The sequence below is a fragment of the Filimonas lacunae genome (genome assembly GCF_002355595.1).
GTDB classification, from domain to species: domain Bacteria; phylum Bacteroidota; class Bacteroidia; order Chitinophagales; family Chitinophagaceae; genus Filimonas; species Filimonas lacunae.
Map to the genome: position 1 here is coordinate 1557626 of NZ_AP017422.1, position 20950 is coordinate 1578575.

The window sequence follows — 20950 nt, forward strand, 5'->3', positions numbered from 1 at the left end:
CAGCAAAACTATCCAAGTGAAATCCCACAATATAATACTCAGGTTATTGTTGGCTGATCCCCGGCTAACAAACTGTAAAATGTATAGGCGGATTCTAATTCTTGTATTTATGAATGTGTTAGGCCTGAGTGCTCACGCACAAACTCAGAAAATAGATACTACTACATACGCTATTCGATTTTCCAGTGGCCCATTAAGTAAAGCATTGGAGCTTTTAAAAGATAAAGCAACACTGTACAAGTTTCAATATGAACAGTCTGCGGTAAAAGGTTACCGTATTGGAAGAATTCCATACAAGGCCAATACAGTAGGTGGATGGCTAGGTATCTTATTAACAGATACTGACTTGGAATTTGTAATGAATGATAAGCATCAGGTTTTTATCAAAGACAAATACGACGGAACAGAAACGGTTAATAAAGGTAAAGGCGCCGTGCCACAGGTGATTCCCGTTTTCTCCCGTAGAGTGTTGAATGAAGACGGAGATATTTTAGAAGGAGCCACCATTGCTATTGAAGAATCGGATATTAGGAAAACGGCCGATGCGAAGGGGCTTTTTCAATTAAAAAATCTCCCTGCTGAAACCATTATAAAAATTACCTGCGTAGGCTATTTGCCTTATCGGAGAAAACTGGAGGAAATAGATGCAGGCCCTATTATTTTACGATATGATAAACGGATTGCTCTTGATACCGTTACTGTGAACACCGGTTACGAATCAGTGAAAAGAGAACGGATATCCGGATCTGTGTCAATTGTGGATAAGGAGTTGTTTCAAAGGAAGATAGCTACCGGCGTAATTGATCATATGGATTGGCTGGTGCCTGGTTTTATTGTGAACAGAAATATACTGAATGTGAGCTCGGCTAACGAAGCTGTTTATTCTATTCGCGGAAGAAGCACTATTAATTCCAATCCATTGCCACTGGTGGTGGTAGATAATTTTCCCTATGATGGCGATCTGGCCAATATAAACCCAGCTGATATAGAAGCAGTAGATGTGCTCAAGGATGCAGCTGCTGCCAGCATATGGGGTTCTTTAAGCGGTAATGGAGTAATTGTGTATACCACTAAGAAAGGGAGATATAAACAGCCGATAAGGGCGTCGTTGATGTCTAATATTACGGTAAATGGCAATCCGGATCTATATTATGCACCTATTCTTAGTTCAAAGGATTACATAAATATGGAGGCGAACCTATTTAATATGGGCGCTTATGATTATACCTCCAATAATTACAGTTATCTGTCTCCGGCAGTAGCTATACTGGCGCAAAGAGCTCGCAACAAAATAACTTCTACTGATTCTGCTTTGTTGTTGGATGAACTGGCGGGTAACGATTTTAGAAAAGGTTTGGAGAGATACTTTTATCACCGTGGCGTAAATCAACAATATAACCTGAGTATTGTCGGAGGAAGTGAGGATATGAAACATTATTTCTCTATAGGATTTGATAGGAATGTATCACCACTGGTGAGAAATAGTATGAACCGGTTCACTATCACTGAAAATAACACGAACTGCCTTTTTCGACGAAAGTTAGAAATAAACACCAGTTTGTTCTTTGCCCGGAATTTTATGTTGAATAATAATGATGGTGGCCCTTTTCAGTATCCTTATTTGAAGATGGCGGATGACAAGGAAAATCCTTTGGCTTTGCCTGTTGCTTACAGGCAATCTTATATTGATTCGCTTGATACAAGTAAGGGACCGTTATTAAATTGGCAATACAGGCCGTTAGATGACTTACGTAATAGTGATAACTCTACGGTTGCGAACGAATATAGGGCTAACCTGCAGTTAAAATATAAAATAGGGAAGGGGTTTACAGCAAATGTAGGTTATCAATATAGTTATGGGCAATCTGTTGCTAATAACTATATGAGTGATAAAATGTTCTATACCAGGAATTTAATTAATTCATTTACCCAGATAGATAAAAATACAGGAGCAGTTACCCGGCCTGTGCCTTTAGGCGGGATTGCTGATTTGGTGAATTTCTCGTATAACTCACATAACATCCGGACAATGCTATCCTATGCGCTGAAAAAGCCTTCTGGCAGTGAATTTAGCGCGATTGGTGGGTACGATGTTAGAATTTTGGATGTGACTAAACGGGCAAACAGGTTATATGGATATAATCCGGAAACACAAGCCAGCAGACAGGTAGATTACAATTCGCAATACCCCGATTTTGCAACCCAGACGCCGCGATTTATTCCAGCAAATTCCGATAATGCACGTATAGACAACAACTTTTTTTCTTACTATGGAAATGCATCTTATACATATTTAGGAAAGTACACGGTAAATGGAAGTGTCCGGTTTGATGAATCTAATTTGTTTGGTGTTGCTTTTAACAGAAAGGGAGTGCCTTTGTGGTCTGCCGGAGTAGCATGGATAGTGAGTAGGGAAGACTTTTTTGATACAAGTTACATAGACTTCTTAAAGCTGAGAGTCTCTAATGGGTATTGCGGTAATATCAACACCACCATTTCTGCCTATACCACTTCTACGCAATCTATCACTCCTAACAGGTTTGGTGAAATTATTGGCTCAATAGCTAACCCTGCTAATCCTGATTTAGGATGGGAAAAGATACATATTGTAAATGCAGGCGTTGATTTCAGTGTTTTAAAGGGGCGTGTGTATGGTAGCATTGAATACTATTGGAAAACCGGCAACCGCCTGTTGGCTCCTGATATCACCGATCCAACAATAGGAGTTGCAAAGTATATGGGCAACTTCGGTAGTATGAAAACCAAGGGGTGCGACATTGTTATTAACAGCGACAATGTGAAAGGGAGTGTGCAATGGTCAACCAGTTTGCTGCTCTCGTTTGTAAAAGATCGGGTAGTGAAATATAATAGGGATAAAGTGCAGGTAAAAGATGCCTTGGCTAATGGTGTGCTGAATCCGGTAGAAGGGTACCCTTTGTATTCCGTATTTAGTTTCAAATACAAGGGACTGAATGAGCAGGGCGATCCCATAGGAGATATTGAGGGCAGTAAAAGTACGGACTATAACATGATTCTTCAGTCTACGGATTTTAAAGGATTGCGTTATCATGGTTCTGGAATACCTACTGTATTTGGAAGTATCAGAAACGCTATAACATGGAAGAACATTTCCATTTCTGCATTAATCACTTATAAAGGAGGTTATTTCTTTAGAAGAAATAGTATGAGTTACTCCAAAGTATTTGCAGGGTTGTCTTTAGGCCATCCAGATTATGCTAAACGTTGGCAAAAGCCAGGTGATGAAATGATTACAAGGGTGCCTTCGTTAATCTATCCTTCTAACAATGAGCGCGATCTGGTATATCTCTACTCTGAAGATCTTGTTGAAAGTGGCGCACATGTTCGTTGGCAAGATGTGGCTCTATCATACAAGTGGGATAAATTCAATCGTCAGATGCCATTTACTTCACTGAAGGTGTCCTGCATGATAAGTAATATTGGGATACTTTGGCGGGCTAATCATAGTAATATAGATCCTGATTATATTCCTGTTGATGGCTTTAAAATTATTCCACCTGCAAAAGCGATTTCTTTAGGTGTAACTGTAAATTTTTAGTTGTATGAAGAGGACTTCCATTTTGTTTATAGGCGCTGTTCTGTTATGGGTGGGGTGCAGAAAAGATTTGCTGAACGAGAAACCTATTAGTACTATCGTTACTCCCACCACTTACGAAGCATTCTGGTCTTTGTTGGATAACGAAAATGTAATGGATCAATCTCCTATGTTGTCTGAATTGTCGGCAGATGACTACTATTTTGTGTCTGATTACTGGAACAAGCGGTCTGTTTTAGAAAGGAATGCGTATATCTGGGCTAAAGATATTTACGAAGGCAATGGCGAAGTGTATGATTGGAATGCGCCTTATGCACAAGTGTTGAATTGCAATGTGGTGTTGAAAGGGCTGGAGCAATTGAGCGCTGATGCAGGTATTACATTATGGAAAAATACCCGCGGCACTGCTTTATTTAAAAGATGTTTTGCCTTTTTTAATCTGGCCCAGATTTTTGCCCCGGTATATGATAGTATAACTGCGAATGTGGCTTTGGGAATTCCTTTACGTTTTGAACCAGATGTAACCAGCACCACAGTCAGATCTACTGTTGAGCAAACCTATCAACAGATTATTACAGATTTGAAAAGTGCCAGTAAATTACTTTCACAGACCATTCCGGATAAATACACCAACAGGCCTTCCAGGGCTGCGGCCTTTGCTTTGCTATCCCGTGTATACTTATCTATGCGGAGGTATGAAGATGCTGGTAAGTATGCGGATAGTAGTTTGCAGTTGTTTGGTTCTCTTATTGATTATAACTCTGTAAATGCCGGAGCATTTCTGCCTTTTGCAGTAGACAGTCCTGAGAATATATACAATGCTTACTTTGCTGCACCTACCATGTCGTCTATACTTCCGGTATTGGGCGAAGCTATTATTGATTCCAGCTTGTATGCATCGTATGAAGTGTCTGATTTACGAAAAGCTATTTTCTTTTCCACTGGTTCTGGTAAAATAAGACGTAAGAATTTTTATGATGGTGGAGTTGCTCGTTTGTATACTGGTCTGGCTGTTGATGAAATGGTGCTCAATCGGGCAGAATGTAATGCCCGTTTGCATTATACAGAAAAAGCTATGGATGACATGAACTGGTTAATGCGTAACAGGTATGTGAATAATTTATGGCCGCCGCCTGCGCTATCTACCGTTGAAGAAGTATTGAAATTTATTTTAACAGAGCGAAGAAAAGAGTTAGTGATGCGTGGATTAAGATGGATAGACTTACGAAGACTGAATATGGAAGGTGCTAAAATAGAACCCATACGAATCATTAATGGGAATATACACAAATTACCGCCTAACAGTAACTTATATACATTGCCCATACCACCTGATGTGATAAGCAAAACAGGAATTCCCCAAAACATAAGAGATTAAAATGAGAAGAGGGTTTGCTTATATAAGCAAACCCTCTTTGTAATTAGAGCTATTGTGTTGTATAGATTCCGTACACACAAATAGTGTATGTTACAGGAGCGATATTAGATTTGTAATAGGTGCAGATTGCTGAGCTATTGCTGGCGCATATATAAGTTGCAGGATATACTTCCATATAACCGACCCCTGAAACGTAGATGTACTGCTGGTTATCAATACATGCAGCGTTAAATTTCTTACTGGCAAAGGCTCCGCCAATACCAAGACATACGGCTACCAACATGAAAGTTACTTTCATCTTCTTCATAATGTTACAAGTTTAAAATGAGCAAAAGGTAAAAATGTGTTGCAGCTGTATGTTGCTGCAGGGTTAATATTGTAATAAGGGCATAGCATTACTATCTATACCCTTAGGATATAGTGCACATAGACTTTTAGAGCCTGATATGCTTCAGACCTTATAAAGCTTGAAGAAAATACGGATAGGAGAACCCTAGGTTCGCCAGCGTATTTTTGAGTGTTCGGGAACTACATAGAATAGCAATGACATAATAAGGTTTGTAGAAACCTCAGCAGGGACCAGATTCTTTCTCATTATCACCAATTTTAAACACTTAGCATTGGTCTTTCTTTGGAAAAAGGATTTTAGATATAAGTCAGTTGGTAAGTAATCCGGAGAGAGAAATTGTTACTGTATAGACTAGACGAAAGATACTACAACTACGGCACATTATCAATAAAGGATTGCATAAATCATAAAATGTTATTCACATTTTATGATTTATGATCAGTCCGCTAACGATTGTGAGTATTGGCTTGTTGGTGTATTGTAAATACTTATGTAGCGCCGTATATGTATACTTCATCGGGGATATAATGAGTCAATGTTGGCAGGCTGTTTCGGTTACTATAGCTGTCTATGATACCATTAGAAACTATTGGTAATTTGCAGAAAGAACTATAAGCATAACGGAATACAATTGCAGTATTACATTGAACTTGTACCACATCATTCGTACAATTTTTCACGCGACGTAAAACTTTTTACGCAAGACAAAAACTCCTTCACGCATGCTCCTGCATCACTCAATGCTATTTTGGATTATTAGTGGGAAGGTGTGGTAATAGTTTGTGTATAATCAATAGCCAGGTTCACCATGGCTTTAATCCCTGTTTTAAAACTGTTTTCATCGATAAAGAAATCAGCGGTATGGTGTGGAGCTGCTTTTTTAGGATCAGTACCTGGTGGTAAAGCGCCTAAAAATATAAACAAGGCAGGGGCTTTTTGAGCGTACCACGAAAAATCTTCGGCAATGGTTTGTGCGGGTACCATCACCACATTGGTATCTCCTGCCGATTTGCGTAAAGAAGATAGCATGGTGTTGGTGAGGGTGATATCATTCCAGGTAACCGGGTTATATATTTTATAAGGCACCTCCGCTACAGCAGTAGCTCCGTTCAGTTCAGCGGTTTTGGCCGTGATAAGACGTATTTTTTCATACATCATTTTTTCATCCTCCGGACTTAAAGCTCTTACAGTGCCCATCATCTCTACTTTTTCGGGAATGATGTTAAAACGATTACCGCCGTTGATGCTGCCAATGGTTACTACGCCTGCATTTTCTGTTACATTTAAATTGCGGCTTACAATGGTTTGCAGGTTGCCCACTATTTGTGAAGCCACTACAATGGGGTCAACAGAAGCCCAAGGATAAGCGCCGTGGCTGGACTTACCTGTAACCGTAATTTTCATATCGCAGGCGCTGGCCATGGTGCCACCCGGGCGGTAGGTGATCTTCCCCACTTCGGTAAGTGCAGCCATATGCAACCCGAATACCACATCTACCTTAGGATGGTCCATTACTCCTTCTTTTACCATCAGTTTGGCGCCCGCTTCTTCACCGGCAGGGCCGCCTTCTTCCGCTGGCTGGAAAATAAAGGTAACCGTACCATGGAGTTGCTTTTTTACGGCGGACAGTACTTCGGCTACACCCATTAAAATAGCTACATGGGCATCATGTCCGCAGGCATGCATAACACCTGTTTGCTGGTTATTGTACAGGGTGGTTACGGTAGATGCAAAAGGCACATGCGGCTTTTCAGTTACAGGCAGGGCATCCATATCGGCACGTAAGGCCACAACGGGGCCGGGTAATCCGCCCTTTAAAATGCCTACCACACCTGTTTTAGCTACCCCGGCTTTTACTTCCAGTCCCAGTTGTTGCAAGTGCCGGGCTATTAATGCTGCTGTACGCACTTCCTGGTTACCTAATTCAGGATGTTCGTGTATATCCCTACGCCAGGCAATTACTTTCTTTTCTACGTTGGCAATCAGTTGGTTAATGGTTACGGAATCTATTTGACTATAGGCTGTTATGTGGCATAACAGTAAAACAAGAAGCAGCGTTTTTTTCATAAAATGTAAAAAGGGCCATGTGTTACCCGGGTGCAAACATACAATGTTTTGTAAGTCTATTTATATGGTAGGTTTTGTGCCGGCCTGCTGAAATAAGCAGGGAGGGGTGTGCAGGGAGAAGGCAGTAATTCGCATTATTTTAGTTATATTAGGTACCTCAACAAAATCTACAACCATATGGATGCACGAGAACAACAGGTACACAGATGGTCTATGTTGTGTCACCTGGCTGCACTTGCCGGCTTTTTTTTCTGGCCGGGTAATGTATTAGGCCCTTTGATTGTATGGCAGTTGAAGAAGAATGAACTGCCTGAGATTGATGAACACGGAAAAGCAGCTTTTAACTTTCAGCTGACTTTATTTATTGTGAATGTGATTGTAAAATTTGTGCTGGCCAGCACGGTAGGATATCATGTTTTCTGGGGCGCGCCTTTTCTTGCTTTCGGTAGTGGGTTTGGGTTATTAACAGTATTGTCCATTATCAATGTAATAGGCTGGGTATTGGCTATTGTGGCGGGCATTCGGGCTAATAATGGCGAGTTGTACAAATATCCTTTTAGCTATCGTTTTGTAAGGTAATGGTAGTGGTCAGATAGAAGTGAACCGGGTATTAAAAATGCCCGGTTTTTTTGTCCTGTTCTCCCTCGAAAACGTCTTTTTTGCACGCTGTTGTTGTTGCAGGCAAGGAATAGCTTTGTATAAAAGCTATCATATGAGCAAAGAACAATTTACCGTCAACATTCATGCAAAGCGGGAGAAAGTATGGGATATACTGTGGAATCCTGCTACCTACCCATTATGGACAGCGCCCTTTGCCGCCGGTTCGCGTGCCGAAACGGATTGGAAAAAGGGAAGTAAGGTGTTATTCCTGGATGCGAAAGGCGATGGAATGATTGCTCAAATTGTAGAAAGCATTGCGTCGGAGTATATGTCCATAGAACATAAGGGAGAGATTATTAACGGAGTAGAAGACACAGAAAGTGAAAGAGTAAAACAATGGGCAGGAGCCCAGGAAAACTATACGTTACAAAGTGAGGGCAGCGATACCAGGTTACTGATTGAAATGGATATTGCTCCGGAATTTGCAGCTATGTTTAATGAAAAATGGCCCCAGGCGCTTGCTAAACTGAAAGAACTGGCTGAGGCCTGATACATTTGCCTGGTTATGGATTGGCAGCTACAATTACTGCATCTACTAATCCTGGTACCAGGTTCATTTTATTGCCGATTTTGTTGCGCCATTCTCCGTTCACTTTCACCAGAATATAGGAGGTGCCATACATCATAATAGCTACTTCGTCTGCTTTCTTGCTAACGATGGTAAAAAAATAAACCCTGTTTTCATAATGCGCTTCCAGCTTGCCTTCCATACTACAAAATTCTTTAGGGGAGCAAAGTAATGAAAATTAGTTCATTCAAATTTCTGGTCAGTAGGTTGTAGCATACTTCCAGTCAGTACGTGCAACTGCCGCGGAAGTTCTGGCATTTACCAGAAGAACTTTTTGAAGACTTCCAAAAGTACTGGCATCATTCCGGAAAGTACTTGAATAAGATGCCAGTACTCACCAGACTTTCCAGAATGTTCCGGCATTTGCCGGACCCGTTTTCTGGACTTATCACAGAGCTTGCCAAACACGTTCACCAACTTATTGGGCAAATCCATGAACTCTTGCGGCAAATTCTCCAACCTTCTGGCCATTTCAGGGAACTCTCTGGGCAAATGCCACAACTCTCCGGGCATTTCCACCAACTCTCTGGCGAAAAAATAAAGTCCATTTTACCCGATAACTCAGCTGTTTGGATGAATTATTCTTGCTAATGATTGTTAATATACGCATAATTATATTGCCTGTGCGAGCTATTCAGCATAAAAAAGAGCCCCTTTGTGAAAACAGAGGGGCTTAGCTAACCTATGAAAAACACGTAGTCACAAAATTTCTATAATAACCATAGTATAAAGAAGGGGCGGAAAAGGGTAACGTAACAACAGGGGGGCGGCCAGGGGAGGTATTTTACCAGGGTGGTGCGGGTGCAAACACATTAAACCAATGGTATATGTAAAAGTCCTACATTCAATTTGTCAAAAATGAAGAAAGCGGATAACGCTTTTAGAAAACGAAAGGGACCCATTGTAATGAAAAGGATATTGTTTGTTGTACTGAATCTGACAGGTTTGTATGGAACTGCTCAAAAACTGGAATTGCCACCGCCTTCCCCCCTTCCTTCTTTTAATGTTGTGGCACCGGAAAGGTCGGTAGCTATGGGCAACCCGGATTCTTTCCCCGAAGTAAAAATGGATTTTCCGATAGCTACTGGTCCTTTTGAACCTACCTGGCAATCTATCAACGATCATTACCCGCAATACCCCGATTGGTTGCGGGAAGCGAAGTTTGGTATCTGGGTGCATTTTGGCCCGCAGGCTTCCGGCTTAAGCGGCGATTGGTATGCCCGCAGGATGTATGTAGAAGGGGAAGCGTCTTATGCCAATCATGTGCGTGATGATGGGCACCCTGCTACGCCGGAGCATGGTTATAAAGACCTGCTGAAAACCTGGAACCCCGTGCACTATAATCCCGCAAAACTGGTGAAAACATATCACGATGCCGGCGCTCGTTTTTTGTTTATACAAGGGGTGCATCATGATAACTATGATTTATGGAACTCTGCCTATCAGCCCTGGAACTCTGTGAATATAGGGCCTAAGCGCGATTTGCTGAATGAATGGGCTACCGCAGTGCGGGCAGCTGATATGCACTATGGCATCACTTTTCACCACGAGTATACCTGGTGGTGGTGGGAATCGGCTTACCGCAGCGATTCGGCAGGGAAGTATGCCGGAATACCATACGATGGTGCACTCACAGCACGAAGAGATACCAGTGCCTGGTGGGCGCCGTATGATCTGCGCATGCTTTATGGGCCTAATATGCGTGAATACAAAGGCATAGGCGAATCGCGCTATGCACCGTTAAAAGGCATTTTTACGCAGCATCTTACCTATGCCCATTGGTACGCCAATAACTGGGCGCTGCGTATGCTGGATGCTATTAACAAATACGATCCTGATTTTATTTATACCGATGGAAACAGCACACAACCTTTCAGTGGTTTTAAAAGTGGTACAGGGTATAAGTGTGATGCCGCCCAGCGGGTAGTAGCTTCTTACTACAATCAGGCTTTGCGTTTGCGTGGTAAGACTGATGTGTTTAGTGTGGTGAAGTTTCACCCGGCTGGTAGAAAAGGGGTGGTCACCACCTTTGAAGGTAAGTTTCCAAAAACGATTAAAACCGATCAGCCCTGGATAGGCGAGAATGCGTTGGGCGATTGGTATTATGGTCCTGGCTTTGTGTATAGTGCCGATGCGGTGATCCGTTTCTTACTGGAATGTGTATCGCGCGATGGTTGTTATGCAGTAAGCATTCCTATTCGTCCGGATGGTTCGCTGGCTCCGGAATGTGAACGTATGCTGACGGATATTGGCAAATGGATGACTATTAACGGGGATGGTATTTATGGCAGCAAGGCCTGGAAAAAAATAGGAGAAGGTAAGGATAGCCTGCGTGTGCTGCCATCGGGCAACCTGGGAAAGAAGCAGGCTGAGTTTGTGTTTGCACCCACGGATATACGGTTTACAGAAGGCAAAGATGGGAATGTATATGTGTATTGCATGACGGTGCCCAAAGCAGGTACTAAGCTGGCCATTACTTCGCTGGGTTGGGATGCCCACCTGTTACCGGAAAATATACAAGCCGTAGAGTTATTAGGTTATCCGCACCCTGTGCAATGGAAACAGGCAGGGGATGCGTTGCATATTACCTTTCCGGCTGCTACACATGCTAAAACAGCAGTTTGCTTCCGTATAAAAACTAAAACTATCTGATCATGAACAAAAACGTATTGCTTGCTTGTGTGTTTGTTGTTTGTAAATCGTTATGCGCCCAGCAACAAGGCATTCACCCCGGCGAAGTGTGGCCCGATACAAAGGGTAACCATATACAGGCGCATGGTGGCGGCATTATTAAAGTGGCCGATACTTATTACTGGTATGGAGAAGAGCGTGCACAGGGGCTGGATACCGGCTTCCGGTATGTAAGCGGGTATTCGTCAAAAGATCTTACGCATTGGACATTCATGGGGGATGTGCTAAAGCTTACCGATCCCGAAAACCTGGGGGCGCATTGGATACTGGAAAGGCCTAAAGTGTTTTATCATAAGGCTGCTAAAAAGTATGTCATGTATTTTCACCTGGATAATCACAACTATAAGTTTGCCCGGGTAGGTGTGGCGGTGAGTGATAAGCCTGGCGGCCCGTTTAGTTATGTGAAAAGCTTTCGCCCCCTGGGTTTGGAAAGCAGGGATATTGGTCAGTTTATCGATGATGATGGCACGCCTTACCTCATATTTGAAAGCCGCCCCTCTAAAGGTTTTTATATAGCCAGTCTTTCGGCAGATTATAGGGAGGTGGATAAGCAGATCAGTTTTATACACGCGCCACTGGAAGGAGGGGCTATTGTGCATTATAAGGGGTTGTATTATGCTATCGGTTCTGCCTTAACAGGTTGGAAACCTAACCCTAATAAATATGCTACCGCCGCATCGTTGGCAGGTCCCTGGTCAGATTTTAAAGATATTGCCCCACCTGCTACCAATACCTATCAATCGCAGTCTACCTTATTGCTAAAAGTAGAAGGCAAAGATTCCACTACGGTTATTTTCATGGCCGATCAGTGGCGTCCTGCCACACAATGGGATTCGCGTTATTTATGGATGCCGGTGGAAATGAGCGGCGAAAAACTGTGGTTGCCCGAGCCTAAACCCTGGAAACTGAATGTAAAAAAAGGCACCTGGGAATACCTGGAGCAAAAGTAAAAACAACGATTTTACCCCATTCTACTATGATAAGTGTATTTATGACACTGAAAATAATTAGATTCGCTCCATTATAAAGCGTCCAATCGATATGAAAAAAATTCCCCTGTTCCTTTTGGGGCTTTTCTTAGTAAAAGCCGGGCAGGCGGCCCCTAAGAAAAACGAGCCGGATTCGGTATATCTTTTTTCTTATGCCACTGCCAAAAACAACAATCACAACGGTTTGCATTTTGCCTGGAGCCGCGATAATGTGCACTGGCTTGCTATTGGAAATGAGTTTGGATATGTACAAAGCGATTATGGTCGCTGGGGATCGGAAAAAAGGATGATCACGCCTTACCTGTTACAGGGGCCGGATGGCACCTGGCAATGTGTGTGGAGTTTGAATGACAAAGAGCCCCGTTTTGCCGGTGTATCTACCAAAGACTTGGTATACTGGGGCAGACAAAGCTATCCGGAAGTAAGCAAGGGTAATACTGTATTAAAGCCGGTGATTGCCTACGATGCACAGCAGGCCACTTATGTTATTACCTATACCAGCGGTGGTAAATATTACCAGGTAACTTCTAAAAATCTCGCCACCTATAGTGCTGCCAAAGAAGTAAGTGCAGCAGCCTATGCAGATAAAAGCGTTAGCCTTGCTTTACCGGCAGGTAATGTAACAGGGCAGGTACACCGCGTAGCCTGGCCGGTGGTAGAAAAACTAATACAGAACTATCAGTTAAAAGAATATCAACGTTTGCAAAACGCAGAAACCACTTTGCAGGATTCGGTACGTTTTGCAGGTTTAAAGCCTGTGGATGCAGGTATTCAGGTGCATGCAGAGCTGGCTAAGCCTATCAGCAACACTTTACTGGGTGTTTTCTTTGAAGATATTAATTACGCTGCGGATGGTGGTTTGTATGCAGAGCTGGTGCAGAACCGCGACTTTGAATATGCCCCTGGCGATAAGCAAGGCCGTGATTCTACCTGGAACAGCACACACTCCTGGAAAGTAAAAGGCAATGGTGTTCAGTTTGCTATTGACACAGTTCGTCCTATTCATCCTAATAACCCGCACTATGCGGTAGTTACGGGTGGTAGCAATGGCGGTGGTGTAGTGAATGCCGGGTTTGATGGTATGGCGGTTACCCAGGGAGCGCAATACCATGTATCCTTTTTTGCCAGGCAGGAAGCGGGTAAAAGCGCGAAAGTGCTGGTACAGCTGATAGATGGCGATAAGGTTATAGCGCAGGCGGTAGCAGAAGTGCGCAGCGGGGCGTGGAAGCAGGTGAGCGCTACGCTTACGGCTTCGGGCAGTGCTGCCAATGCACAACTGTATATTCAGCCCATGGTCAACAGCATACACCTGGATATGGTGTCGCTGTTTCCGGCACGTACTTTCAAAGGCCGGAAGAATGGCTTACGTGCCGATCTGGCGCAGGCTGTTGCAGATATACATCCGCGCTTTGTGCGCTTTCCCGGTGGTTGTGTAGCGCATGGTGATGGCATAGATAATATCTATCGCTGGAAAAATTCTATCGGACCTTTAGAAGCCCGTAAGCCACAACGTAATCTCTGGAACTACCACCAGAGTATGGGCCTGGGGTATTTTGAATATTTCCGTTTTTGTGAAGATATGGGTGCAGAGCCGGTGCCTGTGTTAGCAGCAGGCGTGCCCTGTCAAAACTCTGGTTCCAGCGCACACGGCGGCGGCCAGCAAGAGGGCATTCCTTTAAACGAAATGGATGCGTATATACAGGATGTGATTGATCTGATAGAGTATGCCAATGGTGCGCCTACTACCTTCTGGGGTAAAAAGCGGGCCGAAGCCGGACATCCCGAACCATTTCATTTAAAATATATCGGCATTGGTAATGAAGATTTGATCTCAGATGTGTTTGAAGAGCGTTTCACCCTTATTTACAAGGCGGTGAGGGCAAAGCATCCTGAAATTACCGTAATAGGTACCGTAGGACCTTTCTTTGAAGGAACCGATTATAAAGAAGGATGGGATATTGCTTCTAAGCTGCGGGTGCCAATGGTAGATGAACATTATTATCAAACGCCCGGATGGTTTATTAATAACCAAAACTTTTATGATGCGTACGACCGCAATAAATCGAAGGTGTACCTGGGCGAATATGCGGCGCATTTACCGGGCCGGCCTAATAACCTGGAAACAGCCCTTGCCGAAGCTATCTACTTGACTGCTGTAGAAAGAAACGGCGATGTGGTAAGCATGGCTTCCTATGCGCCTTTACTGGCTAAGGAAGGGCATACGCAATGGAGCCCCGATCTTATCTATTTTAATAACACTACGGTTAAAACCACCGTGGGATATGAAGTGCAAAAGCTGTATGGTATAAATAGTGGCACCAGTTATTTACCGGCAGAGGTGGCGGTAAACAATGGTCAGGATAATGTGAAAAAGCGTGTGGCCATATCTGTGGTAAAGGATGCTGCCAGCGGTGATGTGATTGTGAAAATGGTGAACCTGCTGCCTGTTACAGTGAACGCTGCTACTAACCTGAAAGGTGTGTCGATAGCCAATACACAGGCGGTAAAAACCGTATTAACAGGTAAACCAGCCGATAAGGTATGTAAGCCGGTGGAAAGCACCTGCACGGTAGGCGAACAGTTTGTAACCAGCTTACCTGCATATTCATTTACTGTTATCCGTATTAAAACCAAATAGAACCATACCAGGGTAAATAAGCCTGATGTAAAAGGTGTTTCAGTTTACTGAAACACCTTTTTTAATGCGCCTGCCTGTAAGAATTTAAAAGCGGCTGTAATGTTTTGAAGTATCTGCATACCAATATAACATTCACCACAACAGCTTTTACCGGTAAGCCTGTTACTAAAACCTGTTTTATATATGCTTCACCTGAAGGATGTTAAAAAGATGTATCCGCAGCAGCTGGTAATAGATATTCCTGCTTTAGAACTACACAGCGGATTATACTGGATAAAAGGAGCCAACGGGGCAGGGAAAACCACGTTGCTGAAAATGGTAGCCGGACTGATCCCTTTTGAGGGTGATATCGCCTGCCAGGGAATAAGTTTGAAGCATAACCCGGTAGCTTATCGAAACCTGATCAGCTGGGCCGAAGCCGAACCCTTATATCCTCCTTTTTTAAAAGGCACAGAACTGGTGAGATTATACCTGGATATTTATAAAACAGCTACCCCACAGTTGTTAACTACCTTAACCGACGCGCTGGATATGGGCGCTTACATTCACCATACCATAGGAAGCTATTCGGCAGGGATGACCAAGAAATTGTCGTTGCTACTGGCCTTTTTGTGTAATACACCGCTGGTAATATTGGACGAGCCGTTGATTACACTGGATGCCGCTACTGTAACGGTAGTAAGCAATTATATACTGGAAGCGCAAAAGCGGTCGGGCACCTTGTTTTTAATGAGTTCGCACCAGCAACTACCTGCGCATGTAACCCTGCCGGTAAAGGAAATGATTGTTCATCACTATAACCTGATGGAAGTATGAGTTACCCATTTCGCCTGTTAAGAAAGTCGCTGGTGGCGCCTTTTTATAAAGAGAATATGTCGTTGTTCTTCTTTTTGATTACTGTGATGTTTTGCGTGGTTAATGTGGTAGATGGGGCAGGGCTGTTTGAATATCATTATTCCCTTACGCTGGGCATGCTTACCGGTATCAGCTTTATGTTGCTGGTGTTTGTTGCCTGGTTGCTATATGCACGTAAATGTGCAGGCTTTGTAGCTGCATTGCTGCAAAGGCAGGACTATGCCTTTGTGCATATATACCGCTGTAAACCTCTTGCAAGGCAAATGCTGCTGTTTATGGGCGTTTCGCTGTTATTGTTATTGCCTTTGTTCCTGTATGGCTTATTTGTAGTGTATGTGGGCTGGCATAGTCATCATCTGCCAGCCACCGGTGTTGTATGGGGGTATTTGCTGTTATTAGCCGGGGGCAATGCAGTGGTATGGGTTTACCGGTTGCATCATCCCGCCACCCATAAAGCTGCTGCGGGTTTGCGATTAGGGCGCAGCCTGCTTTCCCGTTATCCCTTTATGCTATTGCAGCAGGTGCTGGAAAAGCAAAAGGTGTTGTGGCTGAGCATTAAAGTATACAGTTGTGGAGTGTTGTTTTTAATAGCCCGCAATAACACGGAGGCCAGCTACGATTTCAGCTTTCCCTTTTTGTTCTTCCTGTTTGGCGTTTTTGCCAATGGCATTATTATTCACCGGTTGCGTGAGTTTGAAGAAACCCACCTGTTTTTTTACCGCTCTATGCCGGTATCGTTAGGGAAAAAATGGGCACAGTATTGTAGTGTTTATGCGGTGCTGCTGTTGCCGGAAATGATAACAGTGCTGCAATTAACGCCTGTGCATTTGCATGTGGCAGATGCCATATGGAGTAATCTGGCTGTTTATAGTTTACTGCTGCTGATGAATAGTATTGCATTTGTGCGCTCGTTCAGCGCCCGGCAATACCTGAAAGTGTTGCTGTATCTTTTCTTTGTGTATGCCGGTTTCTTAATCTGCTCTGGCCTGCCTTATTTGTGTGTGCTGGGTTTTGTAGCAGCGTGGGGTATTTTCAACCGGTTTTATTACCGCTTTCAGCCGGCAGGCGCACATGTACATAGAATGTAAAAATGGCTACTGTTATGTGATTCAAATGCACTAATTTGAACATATAATAAACGAATGCCATAATTCTATGAAAGTAAAAACGTTACTGCTTGTTGTAGTTGTGTTATTGTATTACCCGGTAACTGTGGTGCAGGCGCAGAAGAAAAAACAGCCTGTTGCCGAACAGCAAACCGATCGCCAGTACTGGCTGGGCCAGCTGGATAAAATGGTAAGCCCCGTGTTGCGTAGCCTGGCGCATGATAGTTTACGAATAGCGATGCCGCAGGTAACCTCCATCCGTATCGATAATAAGGAAAGCCGTGTAAAAGTGATGTATGTAGAAGTGCTGGGCCGCGCTTTAAGTGGTATTGCGCCCTGGTTACAATTAGACGGCGGAGATGCGGCTGAGGTGGCTTTACGTAACCAATATCGCCAATGGGCTATTGAAGGGATTACCAATGCGTTGGATAGTTCTAAGCGCGATTTTATGCGGTTTGATATTGCCGGTCAGCAACTGGTAGATGCTTCCTATGTAGCCTACGCTTTTGTGCGCGCGCCCTGGCTTTGGGAGCATTTGCCACAAAAGCAGCGCGATTTGCTGGTAGCTTCTATTAAAACCACCCGTCGTTTCCGGCCGGTGTTTTCCAACTGGTTACTGTTCTCGGCTATGAATGAAGCCTTTCTTTGCCAGTATGGCTATGAATGGGATGTGATGCGTGTAGATTATGCGTTGCGTCAGCTGGAGCAATGGTATGTAGGCGATGGCATGTATAGCGATGGAGAACATTATGCTTATGACTATTACAACAGCTATGTGATACATCCTTACCTGGCTGCGATTACAGAGATTGTAGGCAAGAAAGGGAATACCTATGCCGAGATGACCGAGAAAATTAAAAAGCGTAATGAGCGTTATGCGATTATACAGGAACGCCTGATCAATACCGATGGCAGTTACCCGGCTACCGGCCGCTCTATTGTTTACCGTGGCGCCGCTTTTCAACATCTGGCAGATATGGCCTGGCGTAAGAAATTACCCGCACAGTTAAGCCCCGCACAGGTGCGTTGTGCGTTAACGGCAGTGATTAAAAAAACGCTCGAAAGCCCTGCTACTTATAAAGATGGCTGGTTAACAATTGGTTTACATGGCTCACAGCCCGATCTGGCCGATTTTTATAACAACCAGGGCAGCCTGTATATCTGTAGTAATATATTCCTGCCATTAGGCTTACCGGCAACGGATGCTTTCTGGGCCGATCCGCCAGCTTTATGGAGTGCGCAAAAAATATGGGGCGGGGAGGATTTTCATAATGATCACAGCGTGGATTTACGTTAAGGTAAATCCGGTATGTAAAAGCAAAGGGCGGTGCTGTTGAGCATCGCCCTTTGTTTTTGGGAATATTGGCTGGGAATGTTCCATTATCTCGGGTTTGCCATTTTTTGTAGTAAATATTTTTATATTTAGCGCATGAAGAAACTTTCCTCTAACCTTACTTTCCAGGTATTAGTGGCCATTACAGCAGGTATTATTGCAGGCGCGTATTTTCCCGCGTTTGCCGATTATGCAAAACTGATCAGCAGTACGTTTATCAGTATGATAAGCATGTTGATTGTGCCGGTGATCTTTTTTACTATTGTACTGGGTATTGCGCGTATGAGCGATATAAAGAAAGTGGGCCGGGTAGGAGGAAAGGCATTATTGTATTTTGAAGTGATTACTACGCTGGCTATTTTGATAGGGCTGGTGGTGGCCAATGTACTGAAGCCTGGAAATGGCGTAAAGCCTTTGGCGCAGGCAGCGAAATCCACTGCCACTGCGGCGGCTAAAGAAATGAACTGGGTGGAGTTTTTTACGCATATAGTGCCTTCTAATATATTCGAGTCTTTCACCCGGGGAGATATTTTACAGATTCTCTTTTTTGCCATTCTTTTTGGATATGGCGTAAGTAAGCTGGGCGGGAAGGGAGAATCGTTAATAAGCACGTTTGAGAAGATATCACAGGTGCTGTTCAATATGATGAAGGTGGTCATGAAGTTTGCGCCTATCGGGGCTTTCGGTGGAATGGCCTTCACCATAGGAAAGCATGGCTTAGGCACTTTACTGCCTATGGGTAAAGTGATGCTTACGGTATACATTACCTGTGGCGTGTTCATTTTTGGGGTACTGAACCTGGTATGCCGCATTTATAAGTTCAGCCTGTGGCAATACCTGAAATATATCCGCCAGGAGATATTGATTGTATTGGGTACTTCTTCGTCTGAATCAGTATTGCCCAATATGATTAACAAAATGGAGAAGTTCGGCTGCTCCCGGTCGGTAGTAGGGTTGGTGATTCCAACAGGCTATTCTTTTAACCTGGATGGTACTTCTATCTATCTGGCTATTGCCCTGGTGTTTTTAACACAGGTATACAATGTGCCACTGAGCTTTGGGCAACAGCTTACGGCTATGGCTATACTGATGGTTACTTCCAAAGGGGCTGCGGGTGTTACCGGTAGCGGCTTTATTGTGTTAACCTCTACGCTGGCTGCCATGCACATTCTTTCTGCTGATAATGCGGCTATTTTGATAGGGGTAGACCGGTTTATGTCGGAAGCAAGGGCCATTACCAATATGATTGGCAATGGCATTGCTACGGTGGTGATTGCTAAAAGTGAGAATGAGTTTGACGAGCAGCAATACCAGGCGGCTATTGCGCCGGCTGCTGCTGTTTAGCATGGCGGCGGCTATTCCATACTGTTATACATTTTCATGCTATTGGCTATTCTTATAAACATGCTAATGCAGCCCCGTTAAAACACCGGAAAGGCATCTTTAAAGGCATGGCCTGTTTGCATATCTTCTACTTCTGCGGCATTGCACAGGCAGGCTTCCAACTCTGTTACAATAGCACCTTTGTTCATTTCCTGGCCAATAATCACCAGCTCGTTCATCCGGTCGCCAAAGGTTTTGCTCCATTGGGCTTCAATGGCTTCCTGGTTTTCGAGGAAGGCGGCGTATTGAATGCGTTGCTGGTAGGGCATGCTACACCACCATACACCGGCATTTTCGGCGCGCAGGCTACCACCTGCCTGGCTAAAGTTGATGGCGTCATCGGGGCGGGATGCCAGCCAGAACAGACCTTTGCTTCTGATAATATTGGCGTGCCAGCCGGTGTTGATATAGTGCCAGAAACGTTCGGGGTGAAAGGGGCGGCGGCTGCGGAATACAAAACTGCTGATACCGTATTCTTCTGTTTCGGGTGTGTGGTGTTCCTTGTTCATTTCTGCTATCCAACCGGCGCTCTGGCTGGTTTTGTCAAAGTCGAACAAGCCGGTGTTGATAATAGTATCCAGCGGTACTTTGCCAAAGGAAGTGGATACTATGCGGGCTTCTGCATTCAACTTGCGAATCATGGCGGTTAGCATGTTCACTTCCTGCGGCGTTACCAGGTCGGTTTTGTTTAGCAATATCACGTTGGCAAACTCTACCTGGTCGGTAAGCAGGTTTACCAATGTACGGTAATCGTCAGTCATGTCAGTAGCCTGCCGGTCTTGCAGAGAATCTATGCTGCTGTAGTCTTTGATAAAGTTGAAACAGTCTACCACGGTAACCAGTGTGTCCAGCCTGCTCATGCGGCCAAGATCAATGCCTTTGCTTACATCGTGAAAGGTAAAGGTTTGCGCTACAGGCAAAGGTTCGCTAATGCCGGAGCTTTCTATCAACAGGTAATCGAACCGGTTTTCGGTAGCCAGTTTAGCAACTTCCTGTAACAGGTCTTCCCGCAAAGTGCAGCAAATGCAGCCATTGCTTAGTTCCACCAGCTTTTCTTCTGTGCGGCTCAGGGTGTTTTCGTTTTTTACCAGCTGGGCATCTATGTTCACTTCACTCATGTCATTTACAATCACGGCTACACGCAACCCTTCTTTATTGTGCAGTACGTGATTGAGTAAGGTGGTTTTACCGGCTCCTAAAAAGCCACTTAACACGGTAACGGGCAACTGTTTGATCATATAAACCAGTTTTGGAAATTGTTTACGATAATTTTTATTTGCAATTGAGTTGCGAAAATATGGATATTTGCAAAAGAGTTGCAAAACGGAGTGCGCGTTTTTATTGCTTGTGGATAATAAA

The 20950-nt window shown here is 43.9% G+C and carries 15 protein-coding genes; 11 read left to right on the plus strand and 4 right to left on the minus strand.

What is annotated here, in order from left to right; translation table 11 throughout:
* Nucleotides 1-109 precede the first annotated feature (109 nt).
* Nucleotides 110-3577 (plus strand): SusC/RagA family TonB-linked outer membrane protein, encoded by a 3468-nt coding sequence (locus tag FLA_RS06315; RefSeq protein ID WP_076380093.1) that lies wholly within the window; start codon nucleotides 110-112, stop codon nucleotides 3575-3577.
* 4 nt (nucleotides 3578-3581) lie between these two features.
* Nucleotides 3582-4952, plus strand: coding sequence for a RagB/SusD family nutrient uptake outer membrane protein (locus FLA_RS06320; RefSeq protein ID WP_084206314.1), 1371 nt, complete (start codon nucleotides 3582-3584; stop codon nucleotides 4950-4952).
* A 49-nt stretch (nucleotides 4953-5001) separates the two neighbouring features.
* Here the strand turns inward: FLA_RS06320 and FLA_RS06325 are convergent, their stop codons facing one another.
* Together FLA_RS06325 and FLA_RS06330 are read right to left on the minus strand one after the other, a co-directional pair.
* Nucleotides 5002-5259 (minus strand): DUF6520 family protein, encoded by a 258-nt coding sequence (locus FLA_RS06325; RefSeq protein ID WP_076380091.1) that lies wholly within the window; start codon nucleotides 5257-5259, stop codon nucleotides 5002-5004.
* A 798-nt stretch (nucleotides 5260-6057) separates the two neighbouring features.
* The gene (locus FLA_RS06330) at nucleotides 6058-7368 is read right to left on the minus strand and encodes an amidohydrolase (RefSeq protein ID WP_076380090.1); all 1311 of its coding nucleotides are present in this window, start codon (nucleotides 7366-7368) and stop codon (nucleotides 6058-6060) included.
* 177 nt (nucleotides 7369-7545) lie between these two features.
* On the opposite strand from FLA_RS06330, the gene FLA_RS06335 reads away from it, so the two are divergent.
* Together FLA_RS06335 and FLA_RS06340 are read left to right on the plus strand one after the other, a co-directional pair.
* A complete protein-coding gene (locus FLA_RS06335) occupies nucleotides 7546-7947 on the plus strand; it encodes a DUF4870 domain-containing protein (RefSeq protein ID WP_076380222.1) in 402 nt (133 codons plus the stop codon).
* A 133-nt stretch (nucleotides 7948-8080) separates the two neighbouring features.
* Nucleotides 8081-8518, plus strand: a complete 438-nt coding sequence (locus FLA_RS06340; RefSeq protein WP_076380089.1) for an SRPBCC family protein — start codon at nucleotides 8081-8083, stop codon at nucleotides 8516-8518.
* Between the two features lie 13 nt (nucleotides 8519-8531).
* On the opposite strand, the gene FLA_RS06345 is transcribed toward FLA_RS06340, so the two are convergent.
* A complete protein-coding gene (locus FLA_RS06345) occupies nucleotides 8532-8738 on the minus strand; it encodes a hypothetical protein (protein ID WP_076380088.1) in 207 nt (68 codons plus the stop codon).
* Between the two features lie 716 nt (nucleotides 8739-9454).
* On the opposite strand from FLA_RS06345, the gene FLA_RS06355 reads away from it, so the two are divergent.
* The 7 genes from FLA_RS06355 to dctA all read left to right on the plus strand — a co-directional run bounded on the left by FLA_RS06355 (nucleotide 9455) and on the right by dctA (nucleotide 19552).
* A complete protein-coding gene (locus FLA_RS06355) occupies nucleotides 9455-11248 on the plus strand; it encodes an alpha-L-fucosidase (protein ID WP_197705863.1) in 1794 nt (597 codons plus the stop codon).
* A 2-nt stretch (nucleotides 11249-11250) separates the two neighbouring features.
* The gene (locus FLA_RS06360) at nucleotides 11251-12237 is read left to right on the plus strand and encodes a family 43 glycosylhydrolase (RefSeq protein ID WP_076380086.1); all 987 of its coding nucleotides are present in this window, start codon (nucleotides 11251-11253) and stop codon (nucleotides 12235-12237) included.
* A 91-nt stretch (nucleotides 12238-12328) separates the two neighbouring features.
* Nucleotides 12329-14914, plus strand: a complete 2586-nt coding sequence (locus tag FLA_RS06365) for an alpha-L-arabinofuranosidase C-terminal domain-containing protein (protein ID WP_076380085.1) — start codon at nucleotides 12329-12331, stop codon at nucleotides 14912-14914.
* Between the two features lie 183 nt (nucleotides 14915-15097).
* Nucleotides 15098-15730 (plus strand): ABC transporter ATP-binding protein, encoded by a 633-nt coding sequence (locus FLA_RS06370; protein ID WP_076380084.1) that lies wholly within the window; start codon nucleotides 15098-15100, stop codon nucleotides 15728-15730.
* Entirely contained in the window at nucleotides 15727-16857 is a 1131-nt protein-coding gene (locus tag FLA_RS06375; RefSeq protein WP_076380083.1) for a hypothetical protein, read from the plus strand. The genes FLA_RS06370 and FLA_RS06375 overlap by 4 nt, the downstream gene beginning before the upstream one ends.
* Nucleotides 16858-16924: 67 nt before the next feature.
* On the plus strand, nucleotides 16925-18172 hold the full coding sequence (locus tag FLA_RS06380) for a DUF2264 domain-containing protein (protein ID WP_076380082.1): 1248 nt from the start codon (nucleotides 16925-16927) through the stop codon (nucleotides 18170-18172).
* Between the two features lie 132 nt (nucleotides 18173-18304).
* Nucleotides 18305-19552 carry a C4-dicarboxylate transporter DctA gene (gene dctA, locus FLA_RS06385; RefSeq protein WP_076380081.1) on the plus strand — a complete coding sequence of 416 codons (1248 nt, stop codon included), beginning with the start codon at nucleotides 18305-18307 and terminating at the stop codon, nucleotides 19550-19552.
* A 77-nt stretch (nucleotides 19553-19629) separates the two neighbouring features.
* Here dctA and FLA_RS06390 read toward each other — a convergent pair whose 3' ends face one another.
* Nucleotides 19630-20829 carry a GTP-binding protein gene (locus tag FLA_RS06390; RefSeq protein WP_076380080.1) on the minus strand — a complete coding sequence of 400 codons (1200 nt, stop codon included), beginning with the start codon at nucleotides 20827-20829 and terminating at the stop codon, nucleotides 19630-19632.
* Nucleotides 20830-20950: the final 121 nt, after the last annotated feature.

Coding starts and splice junctions, on each gene's coding strand:
- FLA_RS06315 (WP_076380093.1), top strand. CDS start 110: ATGAATGTGTTAGGCCTGAGTGCTCACGCACAAACTCAGAAAATAGAT.
- FLA_RS06320 (WP_084206314.1), top strand. CDS start 3,582: ATGAAGAGGACTTCCATTTTGTTTATAGGCGCTGTTCTGTTATGGGTG.
- FLA_RS06325 (WP_076380091.1), bottom strand. CDS start 5,259: ATGAAGAAGATGAAAGTAACTTTCATGTTGGTAGCCGTATGTCTTGGT.
- FLA_RS06330 (WP_076380090.1), bottom strand. CDS start 7,368: ATGAAAAAAACGCTGCTTCTTGTTTTACTGTTATGCCACATAACAGCC.
- FLA_RS06335 (WP_076380222.1), top strand. CDS start 7,546: ATGGATGCACGAGAACAACAGGTACACAGATGGTCTATGTTGTGTCAC.
- FLA_RS06340 (WP_076380089.1), top strand. CDS start 8,081: ATGAGCAAAGAACAATTTACCGTCAACATTCATGCAAAGCGGGAGAAA.
- FLA_RS06345 (WP_076380088.1), bottom strand. CDS start 8,738: ATGGAAGGCAAGCTGGAAGCGCATTATGAAAACAGGGTTTATTTTTTT.
- FLA_RS06355 (WP_197705863.1), top strand. CDS start 9,455: ATGAAGAAAGCGGATAACGCTTTTAGAAAACGAAAGGGACCCATTGTA.
- FLA_RS06360 (WP_076380086.1), top strand. CDS start 11,251: ATGAACAAAAACGTATTGCTTGCTTGTGTGTTTGTTGTTTGTAAATCG.
- FLA_RS06365 (WP_076380085.1), top strand. CDS start 12,329: ATGAAAAAAATTCCCCTGTTCCTTTTGGGGCTTTTCTTAGTAAAAGCC.
- FLA_RS06370 (WP_076380084.1), top strand. CDS start 15,098: ATGCTTCACCTGAAGGATGTTAAAAAGATGTATCCGCAGCAGCTGGTA.
- FLA_RS06375 (WP_076380083.1), top strand. CDS start 15,727: ATGAGTTACCCATTTCGCCTGTTAAGAAAGTCGCTGGTGGCGCCTTTT.
- FLA_RS06380 (WP_076380082.1), top strand. CDS start 16,925: ATGAAAGTAAAAACGTTACTGCTTGTTGTAGTTGTGTTATTGTATTAC.
- dctA (WP_076380081.1), top strand. CDS start 18,305: ATGAAGAAACTTTCCTCTAACCTTACTTTCCAGGTATTAGTGGCCATT.
- FLA_RS06390 (WP_076380080.1), bottom strand. CDS start 20,829: ATGATCAAACAGTTGCCCGTTACCGTGTTAAGTGGCTTTTTAGGAGCC.